Source organism: Nocardia sp. IFM 10818 (assembly GCF_054655275.1).
Map to the genome: position 1 here is coordinate 3,581,966 of NZ_BAAHJH010000001.1, position 25,821 is coordinate 3,607,786.

At 68.5% G+C, this 25,821-nt stretch carries 29 protein-coding genes and 1 pseudogene; 23 read left to right on the forward strand and 7 right to left on the reverse strand.

The genetic code is table 11. From position 1 onward, the window contains the following. Positions 1 to 24 precede the first annotated feature (24 nt). The 3 genes from lexA to ACYQ5L_RS16410 all read left to right on the forward strand — a co-directional run bounded on the left by lexA (position 25) and on the right by ACYQ5L_RS16410 (position 1,970). Complete coding sequence (lexA, locus tag ACYQ5L_RS16400) at positions 25 to 690, forward strand: transcriptional repressor LexA (protein ID WP_459958451.1); 666 nt, start codon at positions 25 to 27, stop codon at positions 688 to 690. A gap of 81 nt (positions 691 to 771) precedes the next feature. Then, positions 772 to 1,230: a DUF4189 domain-containing protein gene (locus ACYQ5L_RS16405; protein WP_459958454.1), complete on the forward strand. Its 459-nt coding sequence runs from the start codon at positions 772 to 774 to the stop codon at positions 1,228 to 1,230. 107 nt (positions 1,231 to 1,337) lie between these two features. Continuing rightward, positions 1,338 to 1,970: a hypothetical protein gene (locus tag ACYQ5L_RS16410; RefSeq protein ID WP_459958457.1), complete on the forward strand. Its 633-nt coding sequence runs from the start codon at positions 1,338 to 1,340 to the stop codon at positions 1,968 to 1,970. Positions 1,971 to 1,980: 10 nt separating this feature from the next. Here ACYQ5L_RS16410 and ACYQ5L_RS16415 read toward each other — a convergent pair whose 3' ends face one another. The 5 genes from ACYQ5L_RS16415 to ACYQ5L_RS16435 form a co-directional block, all read right to left on the reverse strand. Beyond that, positions 1,981 to 2,841, reverse strand: a complete 861-nt coding sequence (locus ACYQ5L_RS16415) for a class I SAM-dependent methyltransferase (RefSeq protein WP_459958460.1) — start codon at positions 2,839 to 2,841, stop codon at positions 1,981 to 1,983. Positions 2,842 to 2,877: 36 nt separating this feature from the next. Beyond that, positions 2,878 to 3,360 carry a hypothetical protein gene (locus tag ACYQ5L_RS16420; protein WP_459958464.1) on the reverse strand — a complete coding sequence of 161 codons (483 nt, stop codon included), beginning with the start codon at positions 3,358 to 3,360 and terminating at the stop codon, positions 2,878 to 2,880. A 48-nt stretch (positions 3,361 to 3,408) separates the two neighbouring features. Further along, a complete protein-coding gene (locus ACYQ5L_RS16425) occupies positions 3,409 to 3,969 on the reverse strand; it encodes a GNAT family N-acetyltransferase (RefSeq protein ID WP_459958468.1) in 561 nt (186 codons plus the stop codon). A gap of 75 nt (positions 3,970 to 4,044) precedes the next feature. After that, positions 4,045 to 4,953, reverse strand: coding sequence for a non-homologous end joining protein Ku (gene ku / locus ACYQ5L_RS16430; protein ID WP_459958471.1), 909 nt, complete (start codon positions 4,951 to 4,953; stop codon positions 4,045 to 4,047). A 72-nt stretch (positions 4,954 to 5,025) separates the two neighbouring features. Continuing rightward, positions 5,026 to 6,027 (reverse strand): alpha/beta hydrolase, encoded by a 1,002-nt coding sequence (locus tag ACYQ5L_RS16435; protein ID WP_459958473.1) that lies wholly within the window; start codon positions 6,025 to 6,027, stop codon positions 5,026 to 5,028. A 287-nt stretch (positions 6,028 to 6,314) separates the two neighbouring features. Here ACYQ5L_RS16435 and ACYQ5L_RS16440 point away from each other — a divergent pair. The 3 genes and pseudogenes from ACYQ5L_RS16440 to ACYQ5L_RS16450 form a co-directional block, all read left to right on the forward strand. Then, a pseudogene (locus ACYQ5L_RS16440) lies at positions 6,315 to 7,331 on the forward strand (FAD-binding oxidoreductase); the annotation flags it as partial. Positions 7,332 to 7,405: 74 nt separating this feature from the next. Then, a complete protein-coding gene (locus tag ACYQ5L_RS16445) occupies positions 7,406 to 8,590 on the forward strand; it encodes an NAD(P)/FAD-dependent oxidoreductase (protein ID WP_459958476.1) in 1,185 nt (394 codons plus the stop codon). Between the two features lie 73 nt (positions 8,591 to 8,663). Next, the gene (locus ACYQ5L_RS16450) at positions 8,664 to 9,683 is read left to right on the forward strand and encodes a hypothetical protein (protein ID WP_459958478.1); all 1,020 of its coding nucleotides are present in this window, start codon (positions 8,664 to 8,666) and stop codon (positions 9,681 to 9,683) included. Positions 9,684 to 9,689: 6 nt separating this feature from the next. Here ACYQ5L_RS16450 and ACYQ5L_RS16455 read toward each other — a convergent pair whose 3' ends face one another. Next, on the reverse strand, positions 9,690 to 11,174 hold the full coding sequence (locus tag ACYQ5L_RS16455; RefSeq protein ID WP_459958481.1) for a PucR family transcriptional regulator: 1,485 nt from the start codon (positions 11,172 to 11,174) through the stop codon (positions 9,690 to 9,692). A 187-nt stretch (positions 11,175 to 11,361) separates the two neighbouring features. Between ACYQ5L_RS16455 and uraD (ACYQ5L_RS16460) the strand changes: the two genes are divergently transcribed. From uraD (ACYQ5L_RS16460) to ACYQ5L_RS16490, 7 genes are all read left to right on the forward strand, one after another. Then, on the forward strand, positions 11,362 to 11,919 hold the full coding sequence (gene uraD, locus ACYQ5L_RS16460) for a 2-oxo-4-hydroxy-4-carboxy-5-ureidoimidazoline decarboxylase (RefSeq protein ID WP_459958483.1): 558 nt from the start codon (positions 11,362 to 11,364) through the stop codon (positions 11,917 to 11,919). Then, on the forward strand, positions 11,916 to 12,215 hold the full coding sequence (gene uraH / locus ACYQ5L_RS16465) for a hydroxyisourate hydrolase (RefSeq protein ID WP_067549525.1): 300 nt from the start codon (positions 11,916 to 11,918) through the stop codon (positions 12,213 to 12,215). The genes uraD (ACYQ5L_RS16460) and uraH (ACYQ5L_RS16465) overlap by 4 nt, the downstream gene beginning before the upstream one ends. 3 nt (positions 12,216 to 12,218) lie before the next feature. Then, positions 12,219 to 13,091 carry a factor-independent urate hydroxylase gene (pucL, locus tag ACYQ5L_RS16470; protein WP_459958490.1) on the forward strand — a complete coding sequence of 291 codons (873 nt, stop codon included), beginning with the start codon at positions 12,219 to 12,221 and terminating at the stop codon, positions 13,089 to 13,091. Between the two features lie 131 nt (positions 13,092 to 13,222). Then, complete coding sequence (locus tag ACYQ5L_RS16475) at positions 13,223 to 14,584, forward strand: 8-oxoguanine deaminase (protein WP_459958492.1); 1,362 nt, start codon at positions 13,223 to 13,225, stop codon at positions 14,582 to 14,584. After that, positions 14,581 to 15,084 (forward strand): molybdopterin cofactor-binding domain-containing protein, encoded by a 504-nt coding sequence (locus tag ACYQ5L_RS16480; protein WP_459958497.1) that lies wholly within the window; start codon positions 14,581 to 14,583, stop codon positions 15,082 to 15,084. Before ACYQ5L_RS16475 ends, ACYQ5L_RS16480 begins: the two co-directional genes overlap by 4 nt. 203 nt (positions 15,085 to 15,287) lie before the next feature. Continuing rightward, positions 15,288 to 16,718, forward strand: coding sequence for an NCS2 family permease (locus tag ACYQ5L_RS16485; protein WP_459958500.1), 1,431 nt, complete (start codon positions 15,288 to 15,290; stop codon positions 16,716 to 16,718). Between the two features lie 2 nt (positions 16,719 to 16,720). Next, positions 16,721 to 17,437, forward strand: coding sequence for an XdhC family protein (locus ACYQ5L_RS16490; RefSeq protein WP_459958503.1), 717 nt, complete (start codon positions 16,721 to 16,723; stop codon positions 17,435 to 17,437). Positions 17,438 to 17,460: 23 nt separating this feature from the next. Here the strand turns inward: ACYQ5L_RS16490 and ACYQ5L_RS16495 are convergent, their stop codons facing one another. Continuing rightward, positions 17,461 to 18,225: an IclR family transcriptional regulator gene (locus ACYQ5L_RS16495; protein WP_459958505.1), complete on the reverse strand. Its 765-nt coding sequence runs from the start codon at positions 18,223 to 18,225 to the stop codon at positions 17,461 to 17,463. 79 nt (positions 18,226 to 18,304) lie between these two features. On the opposite strand from ACYQ5L_RS16495, the gene ACYQ5L_RS16500 reads away from it, so the two are divergent. The 10 genes from ACYQ5L_RS16500 (at position 18,305) to ACYQ5L_RS16545 (ending at position 25,785) form a co-directional block, all read left to right on the forward strand. After that, complete coding sequence (locus ACYQ5L_RS16500; RefSeq protein ID WP_379193513.1) at positions 18,305 to 18,568, forward strand: hypothetical protein; 264 nt, start codon at positions 18,305 to 18,307, stop codon at positions 18,566 to 18,568. Between the two features lie 16 nt (positions 18,569 to 18,584). Continuing rightward, positions 18,585 to 18,998: a helix-turn-helix domain-containing protein gene (locus tag ACYQ5L_RS16505; protein WP_459958508.1), complete on the forward strand. Its 414-nt coding sequence runs from the start codon at positions 18,585 to 18,587 to the stop codon at positions 18,996 to 18,998. A gap of 51 nt (positions 18,999 to 19,049) precedes the next feature. Beyond that, a complete protein-coding gene (locus ACYQ5L_RS16510) occupies positions 19,050 to 20,252 on the forward strand; it encodes a winged helix DNA-binding domain-containing protein (protein WP_459958510.1) in 1,203 nt (400 codons plus the stop codon). Between the two features lie 164 nt (positions 20,253 to 20,416). After that, a complete protein-coding gene (uraD, locus tag ACYQ5L_RS16515; protein WP_459958515.1) occupies positions 20,417 to 20,914 on the forward strand; it encodes a 2-oxo-4-hydroxy-4-carboxy-5-ureidoimidazoline decarboxylase in 498 nt (165 codons plus the stop codon). After that, positions 20,911 to 21,249: a hydroxyisourate hydrolase gene (gene uraH, locus ACYQ5L_RS16520; RefSeq protein WP_459958518.1), complete on the forward strand. Its 339-nt coding sequence runs from the start codon at positions 20,911 to 20,913 to the stop codon at positions 21,247 to 21,249. Before uraD (ACYQ5L_RS16515) ends, uraH (ACYQ5L_RS16520) begins: the two co-directional genes overlap by 4 nt. A 5-nt stretch (positions 21,250 to 21,254) precedes the next feature. Continuing rightward, positions 21,255 to 22,160 (forward strand): factor-independent urate hydroxylase, encoded by a 906-nt coding sequence (gene pucL, locus ACYQ5L_RS16525; protein WP_459958521.1) that lies wholly within the window; start codon positions 21,255 to 21,257, stop codon positions 22,158 to 22,160. A 10-nt stretch (positions 22,161 to 22,170) separates the two neighbouring features. Next, positions 22,171 to 23,577, forward strand: coding sequence for a nucleobase:cation symporter-2 family protein (locus tag ACYQ5L_RS16530; protein ID WP_459958522.1), 1,407 nt, complete (start codon positions 22,171 to 22,173; stop codon positions 23,575 to 23,577). A gap of 161 nt (positions 23,578 to 23,738) precedes the next feature. Then, complete coding sequence (locus ACYQ5L_RS16535) at positions 23,739 to 24,119, forward strand: allophanate hydrolase-related protein (protein ID WP_379193506.1); 381 nt, start codon at positions 23,739 to 23,741, stop codon at positions 24,117 to 24,119. Next, on the forward strand, positions 24,116 to 24,913 hold the full coding sequence (locus ACYQ5L_RS16540) for a hydroxypyruvate isomerase family protein (RefSeq protein ID WP_459958528.1): 798 nt from the start codon (positions 24,116 to 24,118) through the stop codon (positions 24,911 to 24,913). The genes ACYQ5L_RS16535 and ACYQ5L_RS16540 overlap by 4 nt, the downstream gene beginning before the upstream one ends. Continuing rightward, a complete protein-coding gene (locus ACYQ5L_RS16545) occupies positions 24,910 to 25,785 on the forward strand; it encodes an NAD(P)-dependent oxidoreductase (protein ID WP_459958530.1) in 876 nt (291 codons plus the stop codon). Before ACYQ5L_RS16540 ends, ACYQ5L_RS16545 begins: the two co-directional genes overlap by 4 nt. The last annotated feature ends 36 nt before the right edge of the window (positions 25,786 to 25,821 follow it).

Below are 25,821 nucleotides of genomic sequence, written 5' to 3' on the forward strand. Positions count from 1 at the left end.
CGTGTGCGCCATTAGGATGCCCCGGTGACCGGATACGACGACTTCGATGGGTTCGAGCATCTCGATACCTCCACGCTGCCGGAGCGGCAGCAGCGGATTCTCTGCACGATTCGCGATTGGGTACAGCGGCACGGGTATTCGCCGAGTAGCCGGGAGATCGGGGATGCGGTGGGGTTGAAGTCGACGTCTTCGGTGTCGAAGCATTTGAAGGAGTTGGAGGAGCGGGGGTTCCTCAAGCGCAGTGAGTCGGTGACGCGGCCCATGGACGTGCGGTTGTTTCTGAAGGCGGCGCCGCAGCAGGCGGCCTCGGCGGGGGATTCGGTGCCGGTGCCGGTGGTCGGCGATATCGCGGCGGGCACTCCGATCCTGGCCGAGGAGCACACCGACGATGTGCTGTCGCTGCCGCGGGAGTTGGTGGGGCGGGGGACGGTGTTCGGGCTGCGGGTGCGCGGGGACTCGATGGTCGACGCGGCCATTTGCGATGGCGACATCGTGGTGGTGCGCCAGGAGCGGGAAGCGCATTCCGGGGAGATCGTGGCGGCCATGATCGATGGGGAGGCGACGGTGAAGGTGTACCGTCGCCGGAACGGGCACGTGTATCTGGAACCGCGCAATCCGGCTTATCCGATCATCGATGGTGATGAGGCGGTTGTGCTGGGGAAAGTCGTATCCGTTATGCGCCGGGTCTAAACCTCGAAGTTGGATTGGACAATCAGGGTGGGCTCGGACATGATTCGTCCCGTTATTACAAACCAGCACGGGGAGTATCGAATGTCGTTGCTGCGCAAGGCCGGTATGGGCCTCGCTGTCACGTCGATGGCCGCCATGGGTGCGGTGGCCGCCGGACCCGCCCATGCGGCGGCCGAAGGCGAGCCGGGCTTCACCGCAACCGCCGGCGATCTGTACGGCGCTCTGGCGCTCTCGCGGAGCACCGGAAATGTCGCTTATGCGGTGAATTACACGAGCTGGGGGAGTGCGGACAGCGCTGCCATCAGCAAGTGCGGCGGCGGCGACTGTGAGGTCGTCGTGCACTTCGCCAATGCCTGCGGTGCGGTCGCCCAGGGCGCCGACACCCGCTTCGGCTGGGCGTGGGCGCCGAACAAGTCCGAGGCCGAGACCAAGGCGATCGAGGTGCTCGGCACCAGTGCCCCGGCGTTCCCGGACACCGGTTCCGCCTCGCCGCGTCAGGGCAAGGTCATCCTGTCGGCTTGCACCGAAAACGCGAGCTGATCGCATCAAACCCGTGCGCCGCGCCGAATCCTTCGGCGCGGCGCACTTTTCTATGACCGGACGCGATTTCACGACAACACGCCCGGCGTCCCGGCGATGATTTTCCTGTGGACGACATCACCTACGAAGACACCCGGTTCGCGTTGCACGCGGCGGCGGAACTGCTGATCGCGGGCCCGCAGTACCGGCGGTTCGGCAGCATCCGCATGCGAATCGTCCTGGGTGGATTTACCGGCGTCAAATGGCCGGTGTCGGTGACCGGCACCGATCTGGTCTGGCCCGAGGGCCGGCTGCGCCTGCACGGCACCTACCGCGATCTGGCGACGGCCGCCGGCTTCGAGGCCGACGGACCACCGAACGGACTCTATTCCGACGGCACCAATATGGATGCCGACGAGCCCTTCACCATCGATACCGACGCGGCGGCGACGGTGCACGACTGGTTCGCGGTGGGGGATACCGCGCTGCGAAGATTCGCGGCCGAGGCGCCGGTGCTGTGGCCGGAGCACTTCGATCTGTCGGTGGCGGTCGACGAGGTGAACTACGGTGTCTCCCCGGGCGATTGGGAGCACCCGCAGCCCTATGCGTATGTGGGTCCGTGGACCCGCCGCACGGGCGAGTTCTGGAATGCGCCCTTCGGCGCCATGCGCCCGCGTTCGGAGGCGGGCACCGTCCAGAGCCTGATCGATTTCTTCCGGGAGGGAAAGGAGCGCGCGTTGGCCGAGGCCCGGCGGGCCTAACGGCCGCCGATCAGGAGGACCGACCGGGCTCCCCGGCCGGTTTGGTGGCCGCCAGTCCGTACAGCAACGGCAGGATGGGGTCCGCGGGCGGCAGCCGGAACCAGTCGTTGTCCGTGCGGACCATGCGCGACCAGCGTGGCCACGGCAGGGTGTCGGTCTCGGTGAGGTCGGTGATGCGCAGTCCCGCGCGGACCAGCGCGGTCACTACCTCGCCGAGTCCGTGGCGCCATTCGTAGGCGGTGGTGTCGGCGGTCAGCGGCGGGCCGTCGGTGTAGGTGTGCGAACTGTCGCGGCGTTGCGCGCCCCGCCCTTCGAGATAGTCCTCGTGCAGGACGAGCGCGTCCGGATCGACTCCGGCCGGCGGTGTGGGCGCCAGCGCATGCAGCAAGGGGTGGAACTCGACGATGTAGACCAATCCGCCGGGTCGCAGCAGTTCGGCGAGAATGCCCGCCCACCGCGGCAGATCGGGCAGGTAGCACAGTGCGCCCTTGCCGGTGTAGACGATGTCGAATTGCCTGTGCCCCAGCGCATTCAGCGCGTCGTACACATCCGCGCACACGTACTCGACCGCGTCACCGGAGAGCTCGCGGGCGCACCGGACCGTCTCCGGGGAGAAGTCGAGGCCGACCGCTCTGGCCCCCCGCTCGGCGAATTCGATTGTCTCGGTTCCGAGATGGCATTGCAGGTGCAGCACGTCGCGGTCGCGCACATCCCCGAGCACATCCCACTCGAAGGGCGCGAACCAGTAGGACGAGTCATGATCGCGATAGAACCGGCTGGCCGCGTGAATCGGTGCGCGGGCGTCCCAGTTCTCCCGGTTGACCCGCAGCGGGTCGAGCCCCTCGCCGATGTCGCCCTCGTCGGTGTCCACCGCCCCATCGTATTTCGTCTCGGCCGCCACCGCGGTTCAGTGCGTGGGCAGCCGCTCGGTGGATCCTTCCGCCAGTGCCGCTTCGACATTCCCGATCCCGGCCAGCACGCCCCGGCCGTAACCGTCGTCGTCGAGGGCGTCCACCCGGCTGCGGGCGGCGTCGAGATGCCTGCGGGCGGTGTCGAACGCGCCCAGCCGGCGGTAGCAGTCGGCCAGGTTGAGGTGCAGGGACGGGTAGAAGCCCCGCACGCTCAGCGAGGCGTGATGCTGCCGGGCGCGCTCATCGGTGAGCGAGTCCACGGCGTCGAGCGCGCGGAGGTCCCAGGTGAGGGCGTCGGCGGCGTGATCCTGGAGATCGGCCATGAAGTGCGCGAGCGTGACGCGGTGCAGCGGATCGCCATCGGGGCCCATCGTCTCCCACAGCTCGCTGAGCTGTTCCCGGGCTTGTGCGGTATTGCCTTGGCGGCCAAGGGTTACCGCATCGTTGATGGCGATCATCACGTCGTCGATGACAGTCATGCGCCCACCGTAGCGGCGGGGTCCGACAAGTTCGCCCGCGCGCCGCGGTCAGTTCTTCGGCCGCCCGTGTCGTCCGTCGCCGGTAATGCGGCCGCGCCGAATGAGATCGCGCTTGGTGCCCGGGCCCAGGGTGATCTGCTCGTCGTTCTCCGACAGGGCCTCGTCGGGATTGTTGCGCACGAACAGCGTGACGGTCGTGCCCTCGGTGAAGCCGTTCTTGCGCATCATGCCCGCCGACGCGGAGTTGTGCAGCTCCACATCGGTGACGATGCGCCGCGCGCCGTGCTTGAACAGGGTGTCGCAGCAGGCGGTCATGAGCTTGCCGGCCACGCCGCGCCCCTGCATATCGGGCGAGACCGCGATCCACTCCAGATAGGCCCAGTCGTCGCGCAGCTCGAACTCCATGGACGCCAGCACGAACCCGACCACCCGATCCGAGTCCACCGCCACCCAGCAGGAGCGGCCCGCACTGTCCAGGTGCTCGGCGACCGAGGTCAGCGACCACGAGGTGTAGGGCTTGGCGGAGGTATCGAACACCTCGTACCCCAGGTCGATGACCTGACGCAGATGTCCGAGACCCATCGGAACGATGGCTATGTCGGATTCCATGCCCGGCATTTTGCCAGTTGTGTGCCGGAACGTCGCGAACCGCTCCGGCCCGCGACCGGCGGCGGGCATGTGCTATCAGGCGCCCTTGCGGGTCTGTTTGGCCGGGGCCTTCTTCGCCGCGGCCTTCTTGGCGGGCTTCTTCTCCGCGGTGGCCTTGGTCGCCTGCTTCGCCGGTGCGGCCGTCTTCTTCGCCGGGGCCCGCTTGCCGGAGGCCTCCAGGCTGCGCTGCAGGGCCGCGACCAGGTCCACGACCTCGGCGTCCATTTCCGGGGCGGCGGCCTCGGGGGCGCGGGTGACCTTGCTGCTGCCGCTGGCAATGGCCTCGTCGAGCAGTTTCTTCAATTCGATCTGGTATTCGTCGACGTAGAGGCCGGGATCGAAGTCGTCGGAGAGGGTGTCGACGAGGGTTTCGGCCATCTGCAATTCCTGTTTGCGCGGCTCGGGTACGTCGTCCAATTTGTCGAAGGCGACCGAGCGCACCTCATCGGGCCACAGCAGCGTTTGGAGCACCAGCACGCCGTCACGCACGCGTAAAGCGCCCAGCCGGGTCTTCTGCCGCAGCGTGAAATGCACCAGGGCCACCCGGTCCACCGCTTCGAGCGTCTTGGCGAGCAGCACATATGCCTTCGGTGTACTGGAATCGGGCTCCAGGTAATAGCTCTTCTCGTACAGCATCGGATCGATCTGGTCCGACGGCACGAACTGCAGCACCGGAATCTCGTGCTTCTCGGCGGCGGGCAGTTTGGAGAAATCCTCGTCGGTCAGAATCACCCGATCGCCGTCGGGTGATTCGTAGGCCTTGTCGATATCGGAATACTGCACCGGCTGCCCGTCGATGGTGCAGATCCGCTCGTAGCGAATCCGCCCGCCGTCGGCGGCGTGCACCTGGTGGAACTTGATGTCATGGTCCTCCGTGGCGGTGTAAACCTTCACGGGGACATTCACCAGTCCGAACGCGATGGAGCCCTTCCAAATGGACCGCATAGCCCCACTCTACGAGAGGCGACTCAGACATTCAGCCCGAATCGCCACCGACCTGCGGATTCCGCTGACGCCTCAATCGGCCGAGACACCCAGCGCGGGCGCGAGAGTCTGCCAGGCCGGGCCCAGCTGGGCGGCGAAATCCGGCCAGGCGTGCAGGCCCGTCGGCGCGTAGTGCAGGGTGGCCGGAATCCCCAGCTCGGCGAGCCGGTGGGCGAAGCGTTCGGTGCATTCGCGGGCCCCGGCCTCCAGCGCGATGCCGCCGCCCGCCTCGGCCAGCGCCTCACCGATATTCGGGGCCTGCGCGAGGGCGAGGAGATTCGGGGCGCCGGGCATTCCGCTGGCCACGGACAGGTGGATGGTCGTATCGCGCAGCGCTTCGGCCCCGAGCAGGCTGTCGTGGGCGATCCAGTCCGGCGAGCTCGGCGGACCCCAGAGATTGAACACGTTGCCACCGCGCGAGGCGACGATGATCTGGGTGATGGCGCGGCCGAGATCGTCTGCGGTGGAATAGCATCCGCTCATCCCGGCCACGGCGGCATACTGCCCCGGATGGCGCTGCGCCAGCATCATGGCGCCCTGCGCACCCATGGAAACCCCCGCGATCGCCCGCCGCCCGGCCGAGTCCAGATACTTCTCCACGATCGGCGGCAATTCCTCGGTCAGAAAGGTCTCCCACCGATTGAGCCCGAGTTTCGCGTCGTAATGCTGCCAATCGGCGTACATGCTGCCTACGCCGCCACTGGTGAGAACCACATCCACCGGCTTCCCCGCGAAGAACTCCCGCACCCCGCCCTCGGTGATCCAATCGGAGGTGGGCTCCGCTTCGACCCCGTCGAGCAGATACACCGTCGGCCGCGGCCCCGCACCCCCGCCGTGCAACACATCCACCGGCACCACCCGCCGCATGGATTCCGACACGATATGCAACCGCTCCCACCCCGCCCCGCGAATCTCGGTGCGCACCAATTCGGTTCGCAGCACCGTCGGATCGGCGACCGGCCCCGGCGGCGCCCACATCCCCGGAGCCGTCCCCAGCGCGGCAGTGGCCAGAGCGCCGGCGAACGCCAAATGCATTGCAGCGGAACCGATACGGCGATAGAAGATCATATGTAGCTTCTCGTCGGCAGCAATTCGTGCCACCATACGCCCGGTCACAGAGGCCCCGCAAACACTTCCGGCGTTGCGCCGCCTGATTCGCGTGGTCAATTCCCGAATGTCACCTATGTGACATCCCGCGCGATAGTGCCGTGCCGCTTCCTCATTTCGGTGCGAAAAGCTGTGCGCCTACGGCGGGGGAATTACCGTCGAGTCGGTTCGACGGTGCGAGGAGGCGGTCATGACGGGTCGGTCGTGGTGGGGGTGGGGGAATACCGCCGAGGCGGGCCGGTGGGCACTACGCGACGGTGTACACCCATATCGATGACATGGTCGAGTCCATGTGGGTGGTGACGCCGGCCGGGGTCAGTGCGTCGCGGCGGTTGCCCGCCTCGGGGGCGGGGCCCTCGCCGGATCGGATGTTTCTCGGTTCGGAGGGCATTCTGGGGGTGATCACCGAGGCATGGATGCGGGTGCGGCGGCGGCCGCGCTGGCGGGCCGGAGCGTCGGTGGTGTTCGGCGATTACGGCCGGGCGGTCGCGGCCACTCGCGAGATCGCGCAGGCGGGCCTGTATCCGGCCAACTGCCGGCTGCTCGACCCTGTCGAGGCGTTCATCAATGCTGGAACCGCTTCTGCCGGTGGGGTTCTGGTCTTGGGTTTCGAATCCAGTGATCATCCGGTGGACACGTCGATGGAGTTCGCCCTGACGATCTGCCGCGAGTACGGGGGAGAGGCTCCCGACGGGGTTCGCCTGACCGACAGCGCCGCCGATTCCGATTCGGCGCGCACGGGTGCGGCCGAAAGCTGGCGGTCGTCGTTCCTGCGCATGCCGTATCAGCGTGATGCGCTGGCCGCACAGTCGATGATCGTCGAGACCTTCGAAACCGCGTGCACCTGGGACCGTTTCGACGCCCTGCGGGCCGCGGTACCGGCCGCTGCGGAGTCGGCCTTCCGATCCGCCGGGGTCACCGGAGTGGTGACCTGCCGATTCACCCATGTGTATCCGGACGGCCCGGCCCCGTACTTCGGGATCTATGCCGCGGGTATCTGGGGACGCACCGTCGAACAGTGGGATGAGATCAAAGCCGCTGTGTCGGAAGCGATCGAGACCTGCGGCGCCACCATCACCCATCATCACGCCGTCGGCCGCGATCATCGCCCGTGGTACGACCGGCAGCGCCCCGAACCCTTCGCCGTCGCCCTGCGGGCGGCGAAGTCCGCCCTCGATCCCGCCGGAATTCTCAACCCGGGCGTGCTGATCGACCCGCACCCCGGTGCGTGATCCCGCTCACAAGGTGTCAGGAATTCCTGTCCCGCGGTGTCAAGTTCGCGAACACCTCGAGCGAAGGAGACACCATGAGCGGCAACATCGACGTCGTCGTGATCGGCGGCGGATACGCGGGCGTCATGGCGGCCAACCGCCTGATGCGGCGCGACGACGTCACGGTGACCCTGATCAATCCGCGCCCGCAGTTCGTCGAGCGGCTGCGGCTGCACCAGATGGCGGCCGGAAACTATGACGCCGCGGTCGATTACCGCGAGGTGCTGGCCGACCGCGTGCGGGTCGTGGTCGACAGCGTGACCCGCATCGACGCGGGCGATCGCAGCGTGCGCCTGGCCGGCGGCGGCACCATCGGCTACGACTACCTCATCTATGCGGTGGGCAGCGAGAGCGCGCACCCGCACGTGCCGGGAGCGGCCGAATTCGCCTACCCGATAGCGAGTCTGGAGCAGGCGCAGCAGCTGCGGCCGGTGCTCGACGCCACACCCGCCACCGCCGATGTGACGGTGATCGGCGGCGGTCCCAGCGGTATCGAGGTCGCCGCCGAGCTGGCCGAACAGGACCGCAGGGTCACCCTGGTCTGCGGCGGGGTGCTCGGCCCGTACCTGCACGCCCGCAGCCGCCGGTCGGCGGTCAAGCGACTGACCAAGCTCGGGGTGACCGTGCTGGACGGCCCCGATTCGAAGGTGACCGCGGTGACCCGGACCGTGGTGCGGCTCAGCGGCGGTCGCCTGGTGCCGAGCGCGGTGACCATCTGGACCGCCGGATTCGGCGTACCCGATCTGGCGGCCCGCAGCGGATTGCGCACCGATGCCGCGGGACGCCTGCTCACCGACGAGACATTGACCAGCGTGGCCGATGACCGCATTCTCGCGGCGGGGGATTCGGCGGCCCCGTCGGACCTGCCGTTCCGGATGAGCGCCTACGCCGCGGGCTGCCTCGGTGCGCAGGCCGCCGACACGGTCCTCAGCCGCCTCGCCGGCGAGCGCCCGGCAGACGTGCACCTGCGCTTCAATGCCATGTGCATCAGCCTGGGCCGCGGCGCGGGCATCTTCCAGTTCGCCGGCAAGGACGACACCGCCAACCGGTTCGCCATTCGCGGCGGTCTGGGCGCGAAGGTCAAGGAATTCGCGTGCAAGAGCTCGATCAAGCACCTGATCGAGGAAGCGCACAAGCCCGGCTCGCACTCCTGGGTCACCGATGACCAGCACCGGCAGCGGCTGCTGGCCGCGCGCTCGGGCGCATCGGCCACGGCCTGACCGCGCGCATTCTTTTCACCCACCGCCGGATCCGTTGACGGTCAACGGATCCGGCAACGATCCAGGAGAAGTCATGGCCACACAGGCCCCACCGGCATCCGGCACCGCACCGTCTCCCTGGCCGAGGGTCGCCGCCGCGGTCGCCGCGCTCACCGCGATCATCAGCGTGCTGCTCATCGCCTTCGCCTGGCCGTCGGTGCGATCGTCGGTCCACGATGTCCCGATCGCCCTCGCCGGTCCGTCCGCCGCGGTCGAGCGGATCGCCGCCGCATTCGACCAGCGCCAGCCGAACGCGTTCGACATCACGGTCGTCGCCGACACCGCCGCCGCCGAGCGCTTGATCCGCGACCGCGAGGTATACGGCGCGATCGACGTCAGTTCCGGTGCGCCACAGGTCATTATCGCTTCGGCGGCCAGCACCGCGGTGGCCCAGACCCTGACCGGCGTGGCAGCCGGTCTCGGGCAGGCGCAGTCGCAGGGCGGCGCACCGGCGGTCGCCGTCCGCGACCTCGTCGCGCTGCCCGCCGACGATCCCCGCGGCGCGGGCCTGTCCGCCGCCGCCCTGCCGCTGGTCATGGGCGGCCTGCTCACCGCCGTGCTGTTGAGCAGGCTGGTGCGCGGCACCGTCCGCCGGGTGGCGGGATCGCTCGCCTTCGCGGCGACCGGCGGCCCGGCCGTGGCGGCGATCCTGCAGTTCTGGTTCGGCTCGCTCAGCGGCTCCTATCCGGCCAATGCCGCCGCCATCGCCCTGACCATCGCCGCCACCGCGATGACCATCCTGGGACTGGAGGCGGTGCTGGGTGTCACGGGCCTGGGCCTCGGCGCGGTCACGATGATGCTGATCGGGAATCCGCTCTCCGGCACCGCGACCGCGCCCGAGATGCTGCCCGGCTGGTCCGGCGCACTCGGCCAGTTGCTGCCGCCGGGAGCCGGCGGCCGAGTGCTGCGGTCCACCGCCTTCTTCGACGGCCACGGTGCCGCGCAATCCGTGACGGTTCTGCTGGCCTGGCTCGCGCTCGGTGTGATCCTGTGTGCGGCAAGCGGTCTGCGCGCGCACAGGTCCACAGCCGCGGTGGTGCCCGCGACGGCGTGAGGCGGCCTAACGCAGGGCGAGGGCGAGGAAGAAGTCGACGCGGTCCTCGAGCCGGGACAGATCGCGTTCGGTGAGTTCCTCGATGCGCTGCACGCGGTAGCGCAGGGTGTTGACGTGGACGTGGAGCAGGTCGGCGCATTTGGACCAGGACCCGGAGACCTGGAGGAAGGTCTCCAGGGTGTGCACCAGGTCGGCTCGATTGTCGCGGTCATAGGTGGTGAGCGGGTCCAGCAGCCGCAGGCGGAACATGCGGCGGACCTCGTCGGGGACGCTGGCCAGCAGCAGCATGTGGGTGGCCAGCTCGTCGTGGCGGACGATCGAGGTGGGCTGGCGGCGCTCGGCGGCCATGCGGCGCGCGTAGCGGGCTTCCTCGACGGCGCCGCGCAGGCCCTCGCCGTCCACCGCGCCGGAGATGCCCACCGATAGTCGGCTGCCCTGCAGGCCGGGTTCGAGGGCTTCGACCGCGCGATGGATGCGGTCGTCGAGATTGTCATCGCCGCCCAGGGGTACCAGGGCGATGGCTTCGCCGTCGACGACGCCGGCGGCAGGCGTTCTGCCGGAAAGGATTTCGCGCAGAATGGCGCGCAGCTCGCCGGGCCGGACGGCGCCGTTGTCGGCGGTGGCGGCGACGGCCAGATACCGGTCGGACAGCGCCAGGCCGGTGAGCTCGAGGCGGGAGATGATGTCGGCCGGTTTGGCGTCGGACACGATCAGCTCGATCAGCTCCTGCGCCAGGCGGCCCTCGGCGCTCTGCCGGTCGTCCTGACGGGCCCGCTCGAGCGACACCACGGCGGCGAGTTCACCGGTCAGCGCGCGCCGCTCCTCGGGCCAATCCTTGTAGTCGCTCTGGAAGATCAGGAACCAGTCCGCGATGCGGGACGTGCTGTCGGGATCCACCCCGAACAGCGAGAAACGGGTCCCCTCGCTGGTGATGACGTGGGGTAATCGGGGCGCGCTCAGCGTGGCGGCCCGCACCTCGTCGGGCGGCGAGTCGGTCGGCCCGGCGACCACGCGACCGGTGGAGGACACCACCCAGCAGGGTGTGCCGAGATTGCGATGCAGCAGGTCGAGCACCGAATCCAGGCCGCCGCCGGAGACCAGCTGCCGGTGCCGGTCCAGGATCGCGGCCAGATCCGCCGCGCGACCGGTCGAAAGATTGCGATTGATTTGCTCGGTGACCGTCGCGAAGGCGATGTGCTCGGGCACCCGGAACAGCGGCATGCGATGGCGGCGACAGGCCTCGACCAGGTCCTCCGGGGGTTCGCCGTAGAGCGCGTCACCGGCCGCGAGCCCGGCGACCTTGGCGCGGGCCAGGGTGGCGACGAAGGTGTCGCTGTCGGAAGGGTCACGCCGCCAGGCCATTCCGGTCAGCACGAGCTCACCGCCGGACAGGTACCGGCTCGGGTCCAGCATGTCGGTGGTGACGACCCAGCGGACGAACCGCTCCAGCTCGTCCTCACCGGTGACAAGCTGCAGGTCAACCTCTGTCATGGCAAGCAGGGAACGCAACCGCATGATTGCCGAGGCTAACAGCCGATGACCTGAGGGTTACCGATTTGGATGTATATACGAAACCCCTGCTGTGAACTAGGCCACTTGTTCGGACATATCGTCGTGGCCGCCGACCATCCCCGAGGGCTGTACTGATCGGGCAACAAGCCAAACGGATGGAGGTCGGATGTCGAGTCGCCTGGAATGGCTCGGGTCACTGTCCCTGGAAGAGGCCGAGGCGCAGCTGCTGACCTGCTGTGCGTCGCGGCGCTGGGCAGTCAAGCTGGTGGCGAATCGGCCGTATGCCGACGAGTCGAGCCTGATCGAGGCCGCGGTCGCGGGCATCGGCGAGCTGGAGTGGGCCGATATCGAGGAGGCCCTGGCGGCCCACCCGCGAATCGGTGAGCGGGCGCAGGCGCACGCGCGGGGTGTGGATTCCTCCAAGGGGGTGGCGCCCGATGCCGAGGCCGCCGCCCGCGAGGCGCAGTGGTCGCGCGACGAGCAGTCCGGCGCCGATCACGCCGATGCCGCCGTCAAGGCGGAGATCGCCGAGCGGAATGTGGCCTACGAGAACCGTTTCGGTCACGTCTTCCTGATCCGCGCCACCGGCCGGTCCGCCGAGGAGATGCTGCACGCGCTGCACACCCGGCTGCACAACTCGGTCGACGACGAAAGGGCCGTGGTGCGCAGCGAACTCGCCGACATCACCCGGCTGCGAATCCGGAAACTGCTGGGGCTGATATGAGTTTGTCGACACACGTCCTCAATGCGGCCACCGGCCGCCCGGCCGCCGGTCTCGCGGTGCGCCTGGAACGCGCCGACGGCACCGTGCTGGCCCAGGGCCACACCGATGACGACGGCCGCATCAAGGATCTGCCCGCCCCCGCGGCGGGAACCCACCGGCTGATCTTCGACACCGGATACATCAGCCCGTTCTATCCCGAGGTGACCATCGCTTTCACGGTCACCGATCCGGCGGAGCACTATCACGTGCCCCTGCTGCTGAGTCCCTATTCCTTCTCCACCTACCGAGGTAGCTGAACCATGACGATCAAGCTGGGCCCCAACCGTTACGGAAAGGCGGAGACCCGCGTCGTCCGCGTGACCAAGAACGGCTCGAAGCATGAGATCCGGGACCTGAACGTCAGTTCGGCGCTGTCGGGCGATATGGAATCGGTCCACTACACCGGTGACAACTCCGCGTGCCTGCCGACCGACACCCAGAAGAACACGGTCTACGCTTTCGCCAAGCAGTACGGCATCTCCTCCCCGGAGGACTTCGGCCTGAAGCTGGCGCGCCACTTCGTGGATTCGCAGCCCACCATCCACCACTCCCGGGTGGAGCTCGAGGAGTACACCTGGGAGCGCAATGTGGTGGGGCTCAACGCCCACCCGCATTCGTTCGTGCGCTCGGGCCGCGAAACCCGCACGGCGCTGGTGCATTACGACGGCAACAAGGCGTGGGTGGTCAGCGGACTGAAGGATCTGGTGGTGCTGAACTCCACCAACTCGGAGTTCCACGGCTTCATCAAGGACCGCTACACCACGCTGCGCGAGACCAAGGACCGCGTGCTGGCCACCGAGGTCACCGCCCAGTGGCGGCATTCCACCGACGATGTGGAGTGGGACAAGTCCTACGAGACCGTGAAGCGTTGCCTGCTGGGCGCTTTCGCCGACACCTACAGCCTGTCGCTGCAACAGACCCTCTACGAGATGGGTGAGCGCGTCCTCGAGACCTGCCCGCACATCGTGGAGGTCAAGCTGGCGCTGCCGAACAAGCACCACTTCGAGGTGGACCTGTCGCCGTTCGGCATGGTCAACGACAACGAGGTGTTCTTCGCCGCCGATCGGCCCTACGGTCTCATCGAGGGCACCGTGATCCGCGATGTCCCGGCCGCCGGACCGGCCTGGGACTGAATGCTCGTGGACAGGGTGACCATGTTCATCGCGTTCATCGCACTGTATCTCTCGATGGTCGCCCTGTTCGTTCCCGTCTGGTGGCGGCCGTCGCGCAAGCGCGACCTGATCCAAGGAAAGGCGGCCGCCCCATGACGACCGACAACACCAAGCTCGTCATCGAGAACGCCTACATCGCACCGGTGGCAGGCGCGGAGATCGAGCACGGCTACCTCGTGGTCGAGGATGGCCGCATCACCGACCTCGGCGCCGGACCGGCGCCGGCGGTGGTGGGAGCCGACCGTCTCTCCGGCGCCGGCTGCCTGGTGACCCCGGGCCTGGTGAACACCCACCACCATCTCTACCAATGGGCCACCCAGGGCCTGTTCCAGGACGCCACCCTGTTCGAATGGCTGACCGGGCTGTACCGCCTGTGGGCCACCATGGACGCCGAGATCGTCTACGGCGCCGCCTCGGCCGGTCTCGGCTGGCTGGCGCTGACCGGCACCACCACCTCCACCGATCACCACTACATCTTCCCCAGCGGCCGTGGTGATCTGTTCGAGGCCGAGGTGCGCGCGGCCAGCGAGATCGGCCTGCGCTTCCACCCGTGCCGCGGCTCCATGGACCGCGGGCAGTCGCAGGGCGGCCTGCCGCCGGACGAGGTGGTCGAACAGCGCGAGGCGATCCTCCTCGACACCGAGGAGACCATCCGCAAGTATCACGACCCGGCCTTCGATTCCATGCTGCGCGTGGCCGTCGCGCCCTGCTCGCCGTTCTCGGTGAGCGAGGGCCTGATGGTCGATTCCGCCGCGCTGGCAAGGCAATACGGCGTGCGCCTGCACACCCACCTCGCCGAGACCCTCGACGAGGAAGAGCACTGCCTCGCGCAGATGGGCTGCACCCCGGTCGAATACATGGAGCGGCTGGGCTGGCTCGGCGACGACGTGTGGTTCGCGCACGCGGTGCACCTGCACGACAAGGACATTCGCCGCTTCGCCGACACCGGCACCGGGTCGGCGCACTGCCCGACCTCCAATGCGCGCCTGGGCGCGGGCATCGCCCGCGTCCAGGACCTGCTCGCCGCCGGCGCCCCCGTCGGCCTGGGCGTGGACGGCGCGGCCTCCGCTGAGCTCACCTCCATGGCCGGGGAGATGCGCCAGGCGCTGCTGTTGCAGCGCGCGGTGCACGGCCCGACCGCCATGACCGCCCGCCAGGCCCTCGAGGTCGCCACCCTCGGCGGTGCGCGAAACCTGGGCCGCCAGCACGAGATCGGCTCCCTGGAGCCGGGCAAGCTGGCCGATATCGCCATCTGGCGGGTGGACGGCTTCCGGGCCGCGCTCACCGATCCGGTGTGCGCGCTGGTGTTCGGCCCGCAGCCGCCGCTGGCGCGCCTGCTGGTCGGCGGGCGGACCGTGGTGGAGAACGACGAGTTGAAGACCATCGCCCACGACCAGGTCGGCCGCAACGGCGTCGCCGCCCGCGAGCGCATCATGCGGCAGGGCGCGCGATGACCGCCGCCGTCGTGGCCGTCCGCCCCGCCCGCTTCCCGCACGCGCTGGTGGCCATCGCCTACTCCGGGGGCCCCGACGACTTCGCCACCGCCCAGGTGCGGTTGGCGGTCGTCGACGGTGAACCCGTCGCGGTGCACGAGGTCTCGGCCGCCCGGTGCCCGGTCACCGTCGCCGCGCAGATCGCGCGCACGGAATTGGGCATCGAGCAGGTGGTGGTGCGGCCCGCCGACAGCGGTGTGCGCGACCTCGCCGCGAGCGTGGACGGGCGGCAGACGTTCATGACCGGCGGCGCCGTCACCGGAGCCTGCGAGGCGGTGCGCCGGCGCGTGCTGGCCATGACCGCGAGCAGGCACGGCCCGTACCGCGGGATGAAACTTGTTGGCGGCAGGGTCGTCTCGGCCACCGGCATGGTGCTCGACACCATCGTCGACATTCTCGGCGACGAGGTGGTCGAGGAGACCCGGACATACATCTGGCAGCAACGGAGGAAATACAGGTAGCAGACATCAGGTGCGGAGGCCCGTCAGCGGCCGTATCGACCGCACCGACCGGACCATCATCCGGAGCAGTTGATCAACAGGGGCAAGTCCGGCGCCGCCGGTAAAGACCCCACAACAGCAAACCGAGTCCGCGGCATGGGACAGGGAGCCATTACCCTGCCCTGTCCCAGCCGTAGGTCGGCTACGCCCCGAGGAGGGCAGCCATGACCCAGATTCAGACACCGAATACCACCGCCACCGAACGCTCGGCGCTGGACCGGTTCTTCAAAATTACGCAACGCGGCAGCACGGTGTCTCGTGAAATCCGCGGCGGAATCACCACATTCGTGGCTATGGCCTACGTTATCCTGCTCGTCCCGCTGATTCTCGGCGGTGTGACGGATATCAATGGCGACAAGCTCAGCATCGCCCAGCTGACCACCGCCACCGCATTCTCCGCCGGACTTTCTACCATCCTCATGGGACTGGTCGGAAATGTGCCCCTCGCCCTGGCCGCCGGCCTCGGCGTGGTCCCGGTGGTCGCCTTCCAGGCCGCGCCGCACATGACCTGGCCGCAGGCGCTGGGCCTGGTGGTCATCATGGGCGTCATCATCGTGATCATGGCCGCCACCGGCCTGCGCACCTTGATCATCAATGCCATACCGACCTCGCTGAAGAACGCCATCGGCGTCGGCATCGGCATGTTCATCGCCATGATCGGCCTGGTCTCCTCCGGCGTGGTGGGCAATGCCGCCGCCGGCGGCCCGCCGGTCACCCTCGGCGTGGACGGGCATCTGACCGGTTGGCCCGTGGTGGTTTTCGCCATCGGCCTGCTGCTCATGCTGGCGCTGTTCGTGCGGAAGACGCCGGGCGCCATCCTGATCAGCATCGCGGTCGCCACCGTGATCGCCATCATCATCAATGCCGTGGCCACCATCGATCCCAAGTCCTGGGGCACCGTGGTTCCCGAGGCTCCCGATTCCCTGTTCGCCACACCGGATTTCGGGCTGATGCTCGATATCGATCTGTTCGGCGGCTTCGCGCAGGCCGGCGCCATGACGGCGGGCGTGGTGCTGTTCACGCTGGTGCTGACCGGCTTCTTCGATGCCATGGGAACGGTTTTCGGCGTCTGCGACGAGGCCGGGCTGACCGATGAGAAGGGCACCGTCCCCGGGATGGGCAAGATCCTGACCGTCGACGGCGTCGCGCAGATCATCGGCGGGGCCAGCGGCGGCGCGGGCAGCACGGTGTACGTGGAATCCGCGACGGGTGTCGGTGAGGGCGCCCGTACCGGACTCACCAGCGTCGTGACCGGCACCCTGTTCGCGCTGGCGGTGTTCTTCACCCCGCTGGCGGCCGTGGTGCCGATCCAGGCCGCCGCACCGGCCCTGGTGCTGGTGGGCGCGCTCATGATGACCCAGGCCCGCAAGATCGACTGGACCGATCTGGAGATCGCGGTCCCGGCCTTCGTGACCATCGTGCTCATGCCGTTCACCTACTCCATCACCAATGGCGTCGGCGCGGGCCTGATCGCCTACGTGGTGATCAAGGCGGCGCGCGGCAAGTTCAGCGAGATCCATTGGCTGGTCGCGGTGGTGAGCGTGGTGTTCCTGGCCTACTTCGGCATCAACGGCCTCGAAGTGGCCCTGGGGTAACCATGCGCGATATCGCGGCACAGCTGCTGGATTGGCATGTGGCGGAGCGGGACTACGCCATCGCCTCCATCATCGGAATCGGTGGGAGTGCACCGCGTCCGGTGGGATCGGCCCTCGCGGTGGACGTCGACGGGGCAGTCGTCGGCTCCCTGACGGGCGGTTTCATGGAGGGTGCGGTCTACCGGCTGTGCCGCGAGTCGTTGCGCACCGGTGCGGCGAACCGGGAAACGTTCGGCTACAGCGATTCCGACGCCGCGGCGGCCGGACTCGCCCGGGGCGGGACGATCGAGGTGTTCGTGCAACCGGTGACCGCGGCCAATCGGGTGACCTTCGAGTCGGTTCTGCGCTCGACCGAACCCGTGGCCCTGGTCCGGGACCTGCAGAACGGCGCGGCCATGGCGCTGGGCTCGTGGTGGACCGTCGGCGACAGCCTGGGCCGGGCCGTGGTCACCGAGGCGCGGGCCCTGCTCGCCGCCGCGGCGACCGCGGTGCGGACCGTGCGCTGCGCGGACGGCGCCCGGGAAATCTTCGTGGAAACCTGCCGGGCCCACGAGGATCGGCGCTCGTGCCCCATGATCGGCCGCGTTCTCGGCGGTCGTACACCCGCGGAGACATCCGTCTCCGGCCCCGCCGAGAACACGGTGGTCCACCGCGGCGGCTCGGCTGTGCCGCTGGCCGCGGTGGGCGGTCCCGTCGGCCGGGATCCGTTCCCGGCGTAGATGAGGGGAGGCAGGGCGTGTCGTCACCGCAGATCCGCGGCGAGGGCACGCCCTACCTCGGTGAGCAGCGGCACCGCCCGCTCCACCAGATCCTCGGTCATCCGGCCGGCCGGGCCGGAGATCGAAATCGCCAGCCGGGCGGGAGCTTCCGGCAGCGCGACCGCGACGCACCGGACCCCCAACTCCTGTTCGCCGTCGTCCATCGCGTAGCCGGTGGCCGCGGCGATCTCCAGCTGCCGGGCGAATTCGGCCGGATCGGTGATGGTGTGATCGGTGTAGCGGGGCATTCCGGTGCGCTGCAACAACTCCCGCACCCGCTCCGGCGGCATGCCGGCCAGCATGACCTTGCCCACCGCGGTGCAGTGCGGCAGCACGCGCCGGCCCACCTCGGTGAACATGCGCATGGAATGCCGCGAGGGCGCCTGCGCCACATAGACGATGCCGTCACCGTCGAGCCGGGCCATATTCGCCGACTCGCCGAGTTCGTCCACCAGTCGTGTCAGATGCGGCAGCGCGCGCGAGCTCAGCATGCGCGCCGAACTCTCGCCGAGGCGGATCAGCTTGGGCCCCAGCGCGTACTGGCGTGAGGGCTCCTGATGCAGATAGCCCAGTTCGACCAGCGTGCGCACCAGACGGTGAATGGTGGGCAGCGGCAGGCCCGAGGCGGCCGCCAGCTGGGACACGCCCATCATGCCGCCCTCGTCGGCCATGGTCTCCAACAATGCGAAGGCACGCTCGATGGATTGCACGCCCCCCGATCGCCCGTTGGTCCCGTTCGCTGCACTCACTGGCCCGCCTTGTCGAAGTTTCCGGATGGCGGAAGTTTACCGGCACGTCGCGGAAGGCGAGCGCGGTAGCCTATGGCCCATGCGGCTGCGCGCGGAATTCACGACCGAACCCTTCCACGGCGAGGGTGATCCGCCGCCGCATGCCGTGGAACCGCTGCAGGCCATTGAAAAGGCCGGTCTCACCTGTGAATTCGGCCCGCTCGGCACCGCGGTCTCCGGACCGGACTCGGTGCTTCTGCCGGCGCTGGGGGAGGTCCTGGCCATCGCCCTCGCGCACGGGGCGTCGCGGGTGACCCTGCAGGTCGAGCGCGATGTGGACGAGGCCGAGAACGCCGATGGCTGAGCAGCCGAGAAGGCCGATGGCTGAGCAGCCGAGAACGCCGAACGCTGGGCACCCGGCCATCGACGCCACCCATCCGGTGCTGGTGACGGTGGCCCCGCTACTGGATAAGATCGGCGCCCGGCTGGTGCCGTCGGATATGTGTTCGCCCGAGGATGTCCCGCTCGTCTGGGAGGGCGCCACCCTGGCCTGCGTCCGGCTGGCCGGAACCGACGCCGAATCCGAGAGCGGCATCGCCCGCCTGCTCAACGAGGTCGCGACCGAATTCGGCGTGCCCCTCGCCGAGTTGCCGCGCGCGGAGAAACAGCGCGCGGTGCGTTTGCTGGAGGAACGCGGGGCATTCAGCTATCGCAAGTCCGCCGAAACCGTCGCCGAAGCGCTCGGCGTCACCCGCTTCACGGTCTACAACTACCTCAACCGCACGCGCGCCTGAGCGCGACCGGCGTGGCGGCCGTGCCGTACCGCCCGCGATCGGAGGTGAGAAGTGGCAGCTCGCAAGAACACGGGTGTCCGGGTGACAACCGGCGAGGTCATCGGGTTCCGGCTGCACGCACACCATCTCACCGGCCGCCGCCCCGCCGCCGCCCTGCTCGATATCGCGGGCGCGTGCGGCATTCAGAACAGTCCGCCCGGTTCGGCGCTGCTCGCGCTGCACGCCCGCGTGCGGGACGTGAACCAGGACCGCGTCGACCACCTCGTCGGCGAGGACAAGAGTCTGCTGCAGACCTGGTGCATGCGCGGCTCGCCGTTCTACTTTCCGACCGCCGACGCAGGGGTTTTCACCGCCGGCGTCCTGCCGCCCACCGAAGCGGCTCGGCTGCATCTGGTCGGCGGCGTCGATCAGGCGCTGCAAGAGCTCGGCATGGGGCTGGACGAGGCGGTCGATCGCACCGCCGAGGAGATCGAGGCCGTCCTGTCGGGCAGGCAGCTGGCCATCGACGAACTCGGTGCGGAGCTGGCCGAGCGCATCGCGCCGAAACTGTCTCCCGCCCAACGCAAGAGCTGGCAGGCGACCGGCCCCTATGCCGCGAACCAGCCGCTGGGCGAGGGTGTGGTGCACTTCTGCCTCCGGATCCTGACGCTGCGCGGCGTGCTCTGCTTCGCGCCGCGCAGCGGAAACAAGGCCCCGTTCGTCCTGGTATCGGAGTGGCTGGGCCGAGCCCTGCCGAAGACCGACGCCGACCGTGCCCGCGCCACCCTGCTGCGGCGCTATCTGCACTGCTACGGCCCGTCCACCCGCAAGGATTTCGCCGCCTGGGTCGGCGTTCGCGCCGGTGACGCGGACCCGTGGTGGGACGCGGTCGCGGACGAACTCACCCCGGTCGACTTCGACGGCACCCGGACGTGGATCCTCACCGAGGATTCGAAGGCCCTGCAATCGCCGCCCGAAGCGCGCGGTGTACGGCTGCTGCCGCCGCGTGACCCGTTCACCCAAATGCGCGACCGGGGAACGATTGTCGACAAGAAACACCATCGCGCCGTGTGGAAGCCGGTGGGCGATCCCGGTGCGGTCCTGGCCGACGGCCGGATCGCTGGAATCTGGCGACCCCGCAAGAGCGGTCGCACCCTGACGCTGACGGTCGAGACGTTCGGGTCGCTGAGCGCCGATCTGTGCGATCAGGTGCGCGCGGAGGCCGAACACGTGGCCGCCCTGCGCGGCGCGGCGACGGTGCGGGTCGAGTTCTGAATCCCGCTGTGTAGCAGCGATTTTTACCGTTCACCTGCGGCGATGCCGCCTTCCGTGTGTACTTCTCACACAAATTTCAACAAACTGTTGACGTAGCTGCGTGACCCGTGCCACTATTTCGTTATTCGGAAGTTGACTTCCGTAATACGAGAAAGTGCTGGTCATTGGTCACTATCGAAGAGTTCAACGCGATGGCGAGCGACCGGCTGCGGCCCACCCTGGCCGACTGCTGCGACGCACCCGAATGGATCGACGGCCTGCTCGCGGCCCGGCCCTTCGCGGACTTCGGCAGTCTGATCGCGACCGCGGACCGGCTCGCCGGCGCCATCACCCCCACCGGTGTGGACCAGGCGCTGTCGGCGCACCCCCGCATCGGGGAGAAGCGCGCGGGCGCGGATCGCGGTGCGGCCTGGTCCCGGGAGGAGCAGTCCGGCGTCGCGGCCGACGTGGAAACCGCCGCCGCGCTGCATTCGGCGAATCGCTTGTACGAGAAGCGATTCGGCCGCGTCTTCCTGATCTGCGCCACCGGGTTGTCGTCGGAGGAGATCCTCGCCGCCGTGCGGGCGCGCCTGGACAACGACCCCGACACCGAGGACAAGGTCGTCGCCGAGGAACTGCGCAAGATCGCGGTCCTGCGCCTGCGAAAGGTGATTCATCCATGAGCGCCGTCACCACCCACGTGCTCGACACCGCGCTCGGGCAGCCCGCGGCGGGAGTCCCGGTGCGCCTGGAATGGCTCGCCGCGGACGCGACGCAGCCGGTCGTGCTCGCCGAAGCCGTGACCGACGCCGACGGCCGCATTCGCGATCTGGGTCCCGACCGGCTCGAACCCGGCACCTACCGCCTGGTGTTCGAGGTCGCCGCCTACGCCGCCGCCACCGGACAGCGCAATTTCCTGTCCGCCGTGGACATCAGCTTCACACCCACCGGCAACGCGCACCACCACGTGCCGCTGTTGCTCAGCCCATTCGGCTGTTCCGCCTACCGAGGGAGTTAGACAGTATGGCCATCCAGCTAGGACACAATCAGTACGGCAAGGCCGAGAACCGGGTCGTGCGGGTATACCGCGATACCGATCGGCACACCATCCGCGATCTCAATGTCTCCTCGGCGCTGCGCGGCCGCTTCGAGGACGCGCACATCACCGGTGATCAGAAGGACATCCTGCCCACCGACACCCAGAAGAACACCGCCTTCGCCTTCGCCAAGGAGAAGGGCGTCGGCGCCATCGAGGACTACGCGCTGACCCTGGCCGACCACTTCATCTCGCGCTGCCCCGGCGCGGACGGCGCCCGGGTCGCGGTGGAGGAGTACGCCTGGGACCGGATCCCGGTCGACGGCCAGGGCCACGATCACTCGTTCGTCCAGGCCGGCGGCGGCGTGCGCACCACGGTGGTGAACATGGACGGCTACGGCTCCGATCGCCGCACCCACGTGGTGTCCGGCATCAAGGACCTGGTGCTGTTCAAGTCCACCGGCTCGGAGTTCCACGGCTACTTCGAGGACAAGTACACCACCCTGCAGCCCACCAAGGACCGCATCATGGCGACCTCGCTGGTGGCGCGCTGGCGCTACGACCGCACCGATGTGGACTGGGACAAGTCCTATGCCGCCATCCGCTCGACGCTGCTGCGGCAGTTCGCGGTGGTGCACTCGCTGGCGCTGCAGCAGACCCTCTACAGCATGGGCCGCGCGGTGCTCGAGCAGTACCGCGAGGTCGCCGAGATCAAGTTCTCCGCGCCCAACAAGCACCACTTCCTGGTCGACCTGAGCCCGTTCCATGTGGAGAACCCGGGCGAGGTGTTCATCGCCGCCGACCGTCCCTACGGCCTGATCGAGGCCAGTCTGCACCGTGACGACGCGACCCCCGCCGGCAATGCCTGGCTCGGTGTCCCCGGGTTTTGCTGAGGAGAATTCCGTGTTCGGCGTGAAACTGCAAGGCAACCAACGACATCCGGGGCCCGAGGACGAGCGGTACTCCTTCGGCAGAACCCTCGCCTTCGGGGCCCAGCACATCCTGACCAGTTACGGCGGGGTCATCGCGCCGCCGCTGGTGGTGGGCAGCGCGGCCGGGCTCTCGGCCGCGGACGTGGCCTTGCTGGTGACGGCCGGACTGTTCGTCTCCGGTGCGGCGACGCTGCTGCAGACCCTCGGCCTCGGCCGGGTCGGCAGCAGATTGCCCATCGTGCAGGGCATTTCGTTCGCCACCGTCTCGACCATGGTGACCATCGCCAACTCCGATGGTCTGCGCGCGGTCTACGGCGCGATCATCGTGGCCGGGCTCATCGGCCTGGTGCTGTCGTCGTTCTTCGCCAAACTGGTGCGGCTGTTCCCGGCCGTGGTCACCGGCAGCATCATCACGGTGATCGGCCTGTCGCTCATGCCGGTGGCCTTCAACTGGGCTTTGGGCAGCAATCCGGCCGCGCCCGGATACGGGTCGATGGGCAATGTCGGGCTCGCGGGGCTCACGCTCTTGGTGATTCTGGTGATCAGCCGGGTGTTCCAGGGTGCGATCTCGCGCTTGTCGATCCTCATCGGATTGGCGCTGGGCACCGGTGTCGCCGCCCTCGTGGGCAAGGCGGACTTCTCCGCGGTCGGCGAGAGCAAGGTGTTCGCGTTGCCGTCGATCCTGCCCTTCGGGTCGCCGACCTTCGAGATCGGCGCGATCGTGTCCATGACCATCGTGATGGTGGTGATCATGACCGAGACGGTCGCCGACATCATCACCATCGGCGAGGTCATCGGCGCGGATATCGATACCCGCCGGGTGGCGGACGGCCTGCGCGCGGATATGGCCGCCTCGGCCGCGGCGCCGTTGGTCGGCTCCTTCCCGTGCAGCGCCTTCGCGCAGAACATCGGCCTGGTGGCGCTGACCGGCATCAAGAGCCGGTTCGTGGTCGCCGCCGGCGGCGGCATGCTGCTCCTGCTGGGCCTGCTCCCGGTCATGGGCGCGGTGGTGGCCGGGATTCCCTATCCGGTGCTCGGCGGCGCGGGCGTGGTGTTGTTCGGAACCGTTGCGGCCAGCGGCATCCGGACCCTGGCGCGGGTGGAGTTCCACGACAACCTGAACATGGTCATCGTCGCGGTGGCCCTGGCGGCCGGGCTCATTCCGATTGCGGCGCCGAAGTTCTGGGACGCCTTCCCGGACTGGCTGGGCACCATCATGCACTCGGGCATCAGCGCCACCGCCGTTGTCGCCATCGTGCTGAATCTGCTCTTCAACGAAATCAAGATCGGCAACCGCACGGGCGCCTCGGTCTTCGCGGCCGCCGCGGACGAGCGCGACGGTCTGGGCGAGCGCATCGACGACGACATTCGAGATTGATCATTCGGAATCGCTATCGCCGGGCCGCTGTTTTCGGGCCCGGCTGGAGGAACCTACGAAAACGGATACGGATCGAATCACACGATTGAGCCGATCTGTCGTGTCGGAGCCGACACCGTAGTCAGCATAATTCGTACGCACGGGGAGGAAGGAATATTTCGATGCCCCTTATCTTTTTGAACGGCGGCGCCATGCGCGGCGGCCCCCTGAACCACCTGCTGGCGGGAGCGCCTTTCGCCGGCGAGGTCACCACCACGCCGAATTACCGGTTCTATTCGGTCGGCGACCGTTTCCCGGGCCTGGCCCCGGTGTCCGACGGCGGCGCGCCCATCAAGGGCGAACTGTTCGACGTACCCATGGAGGTGCTGCGGACCAGCCTGCTTCCGGCCGAACCGCCGGAGCTGGAGCTGGGCGTCATCGAGCTCGACGACCACCGCTCGGTGCTGTCCATGGTGCTGCGCCGTCCGCCCGTCTCGTATCCGCAGCTGTTCGACATCACCGAATTCGGCAGCTGGACCACCTATCGCGAAGGAAAGCAGTGAAATACACGGCCGGGGGCGCGCCCCGGAAATTCGACGTCAATTGTTCGATTCTGTTCACCGATCTGCCTTTGCTGGAACGCCCGGCGGCGGCCAAGGCGGCCGGATTCGACGCGGTCGAATTCTGGTGGCCCTTCGGCGAGGATCCCACGCCCGCCGATCGTGATATCGACGCATTCGTCTCGGCGCTCTCCGACGCCGGAGTGCAGCTGGTCGGACTGAACTTCATCGACCTCATTCCGGCCGGTCGCGGCCTCGTCTCCGTGCCGGGGGAGGAGACGCGCTTCCGCGACAATATCGAGGTGGCCGTCGGCATTGCCGAGCGCACCGGCTGCAAGGCCCTGAACGCGCTGTACGGCAACCGGATCGCCGGTGAGGATCCGGCCAAGCAGGACGAGCTGGCGCTGGAGAATCTGCGCCTGGCCGCTGCCGCCGCCGACCGCATCGGCGCGACGGTGCTGCTCGAGGCCCTCAATGCCTATGAGTCGCAGGACTATCCGATCGTCTCCGCCGCCCATGCGGCGCGGATCATCGACGAGGTCGGCGCGCCGAACGTGAAGTTCCTGTGCGACCTCTACCACCTGGCGCGCATGGGCGAGAACCTGACCCAGGTCATCGACACCTACGCCGGATACCTCGGCCACGTGCAGATCGCCGACTCGCCGAACCGCGGCCGGCCCGGCAGCGGGGTGCTCGATTTCGACGAGCTCTTCGCCGCCCTCGACGCCGCCGGCTACGACGGCTACATCGGCCTGGAATACAAAGACCCTGAACTGGATTGGGAGTGGATCAAGTGAGCAAGATCGGTTTCATCGGCCTCGGCATCATGGGCGGCCCCATGGCGGGTCACCTGGTCAAGGCCGGACACGACGTCACCGGATTCGATCTCAATCCGGCGGGCCTGGAGAAGCTGAAGGCCGCCGGCGGCGCGACCGCGGGCAGTGCGGCGGAAGCGGTGCGCGACAAGGACATCGTCATCACCATGCTGCCGCAGGACGAGCATGTGGAGGCGGTCTTCGTCGAGATCCTCTCGCACGCCGCCGAGGGCGCCCTCTACATCGACTTCTCCACCATCACCCCCAAGACCGCCCGGTGGACCGCCGCCGAGGGCGCCAAGAAGGGCCTGCGGGTGCTGGACGCCCCGGTCTCCGGCGGTGAGCCTGGCGCGATCGAGGGCGTGCTGTCCATCATGGTCGGCGGCGCCGAGGCCGACTTCGCTGCCGCCACCCCGATTTTCGAGGCCGTGGGCAAGTCCTTCACCCTGGTCGGCCCCAATGGCGCGGGCCAGGTCGTCAAGGCCGCCAACCAGCTCGTGGTCGGCGGCACCTACGCGCTGGTGGCCGAGGCCATCCTGCTCATGGAGAACCTGGGCGCCGATGCCACCAAGGGCCTGGACGCCCTCGCCGGCGGCCTGGCGGGCAGCACCATCCTCGAGCGCAAGCGCAAGTCCATGGTGGAGCGCAGCTTCGCGCCGGGTTTCCGGATCGATCTGCACCACAAGGACATGGGCATCATCCTCGCCGCCGCCCGCGACGCCGAGGTGTCCATCCCCATGGGCGCGCTCACCGCGCAGCTCATCGCCGCCGGCCGGGCCATGGGTCACGGCTCGCTGGACCACTCCGCGCTGCTGCTGGTGGCGGAGGCGCTGTCCGGTAAGGGCAAGGCGTGATCACCGCCACCGACCTGCGGGCGCCGGAGAAGTCGC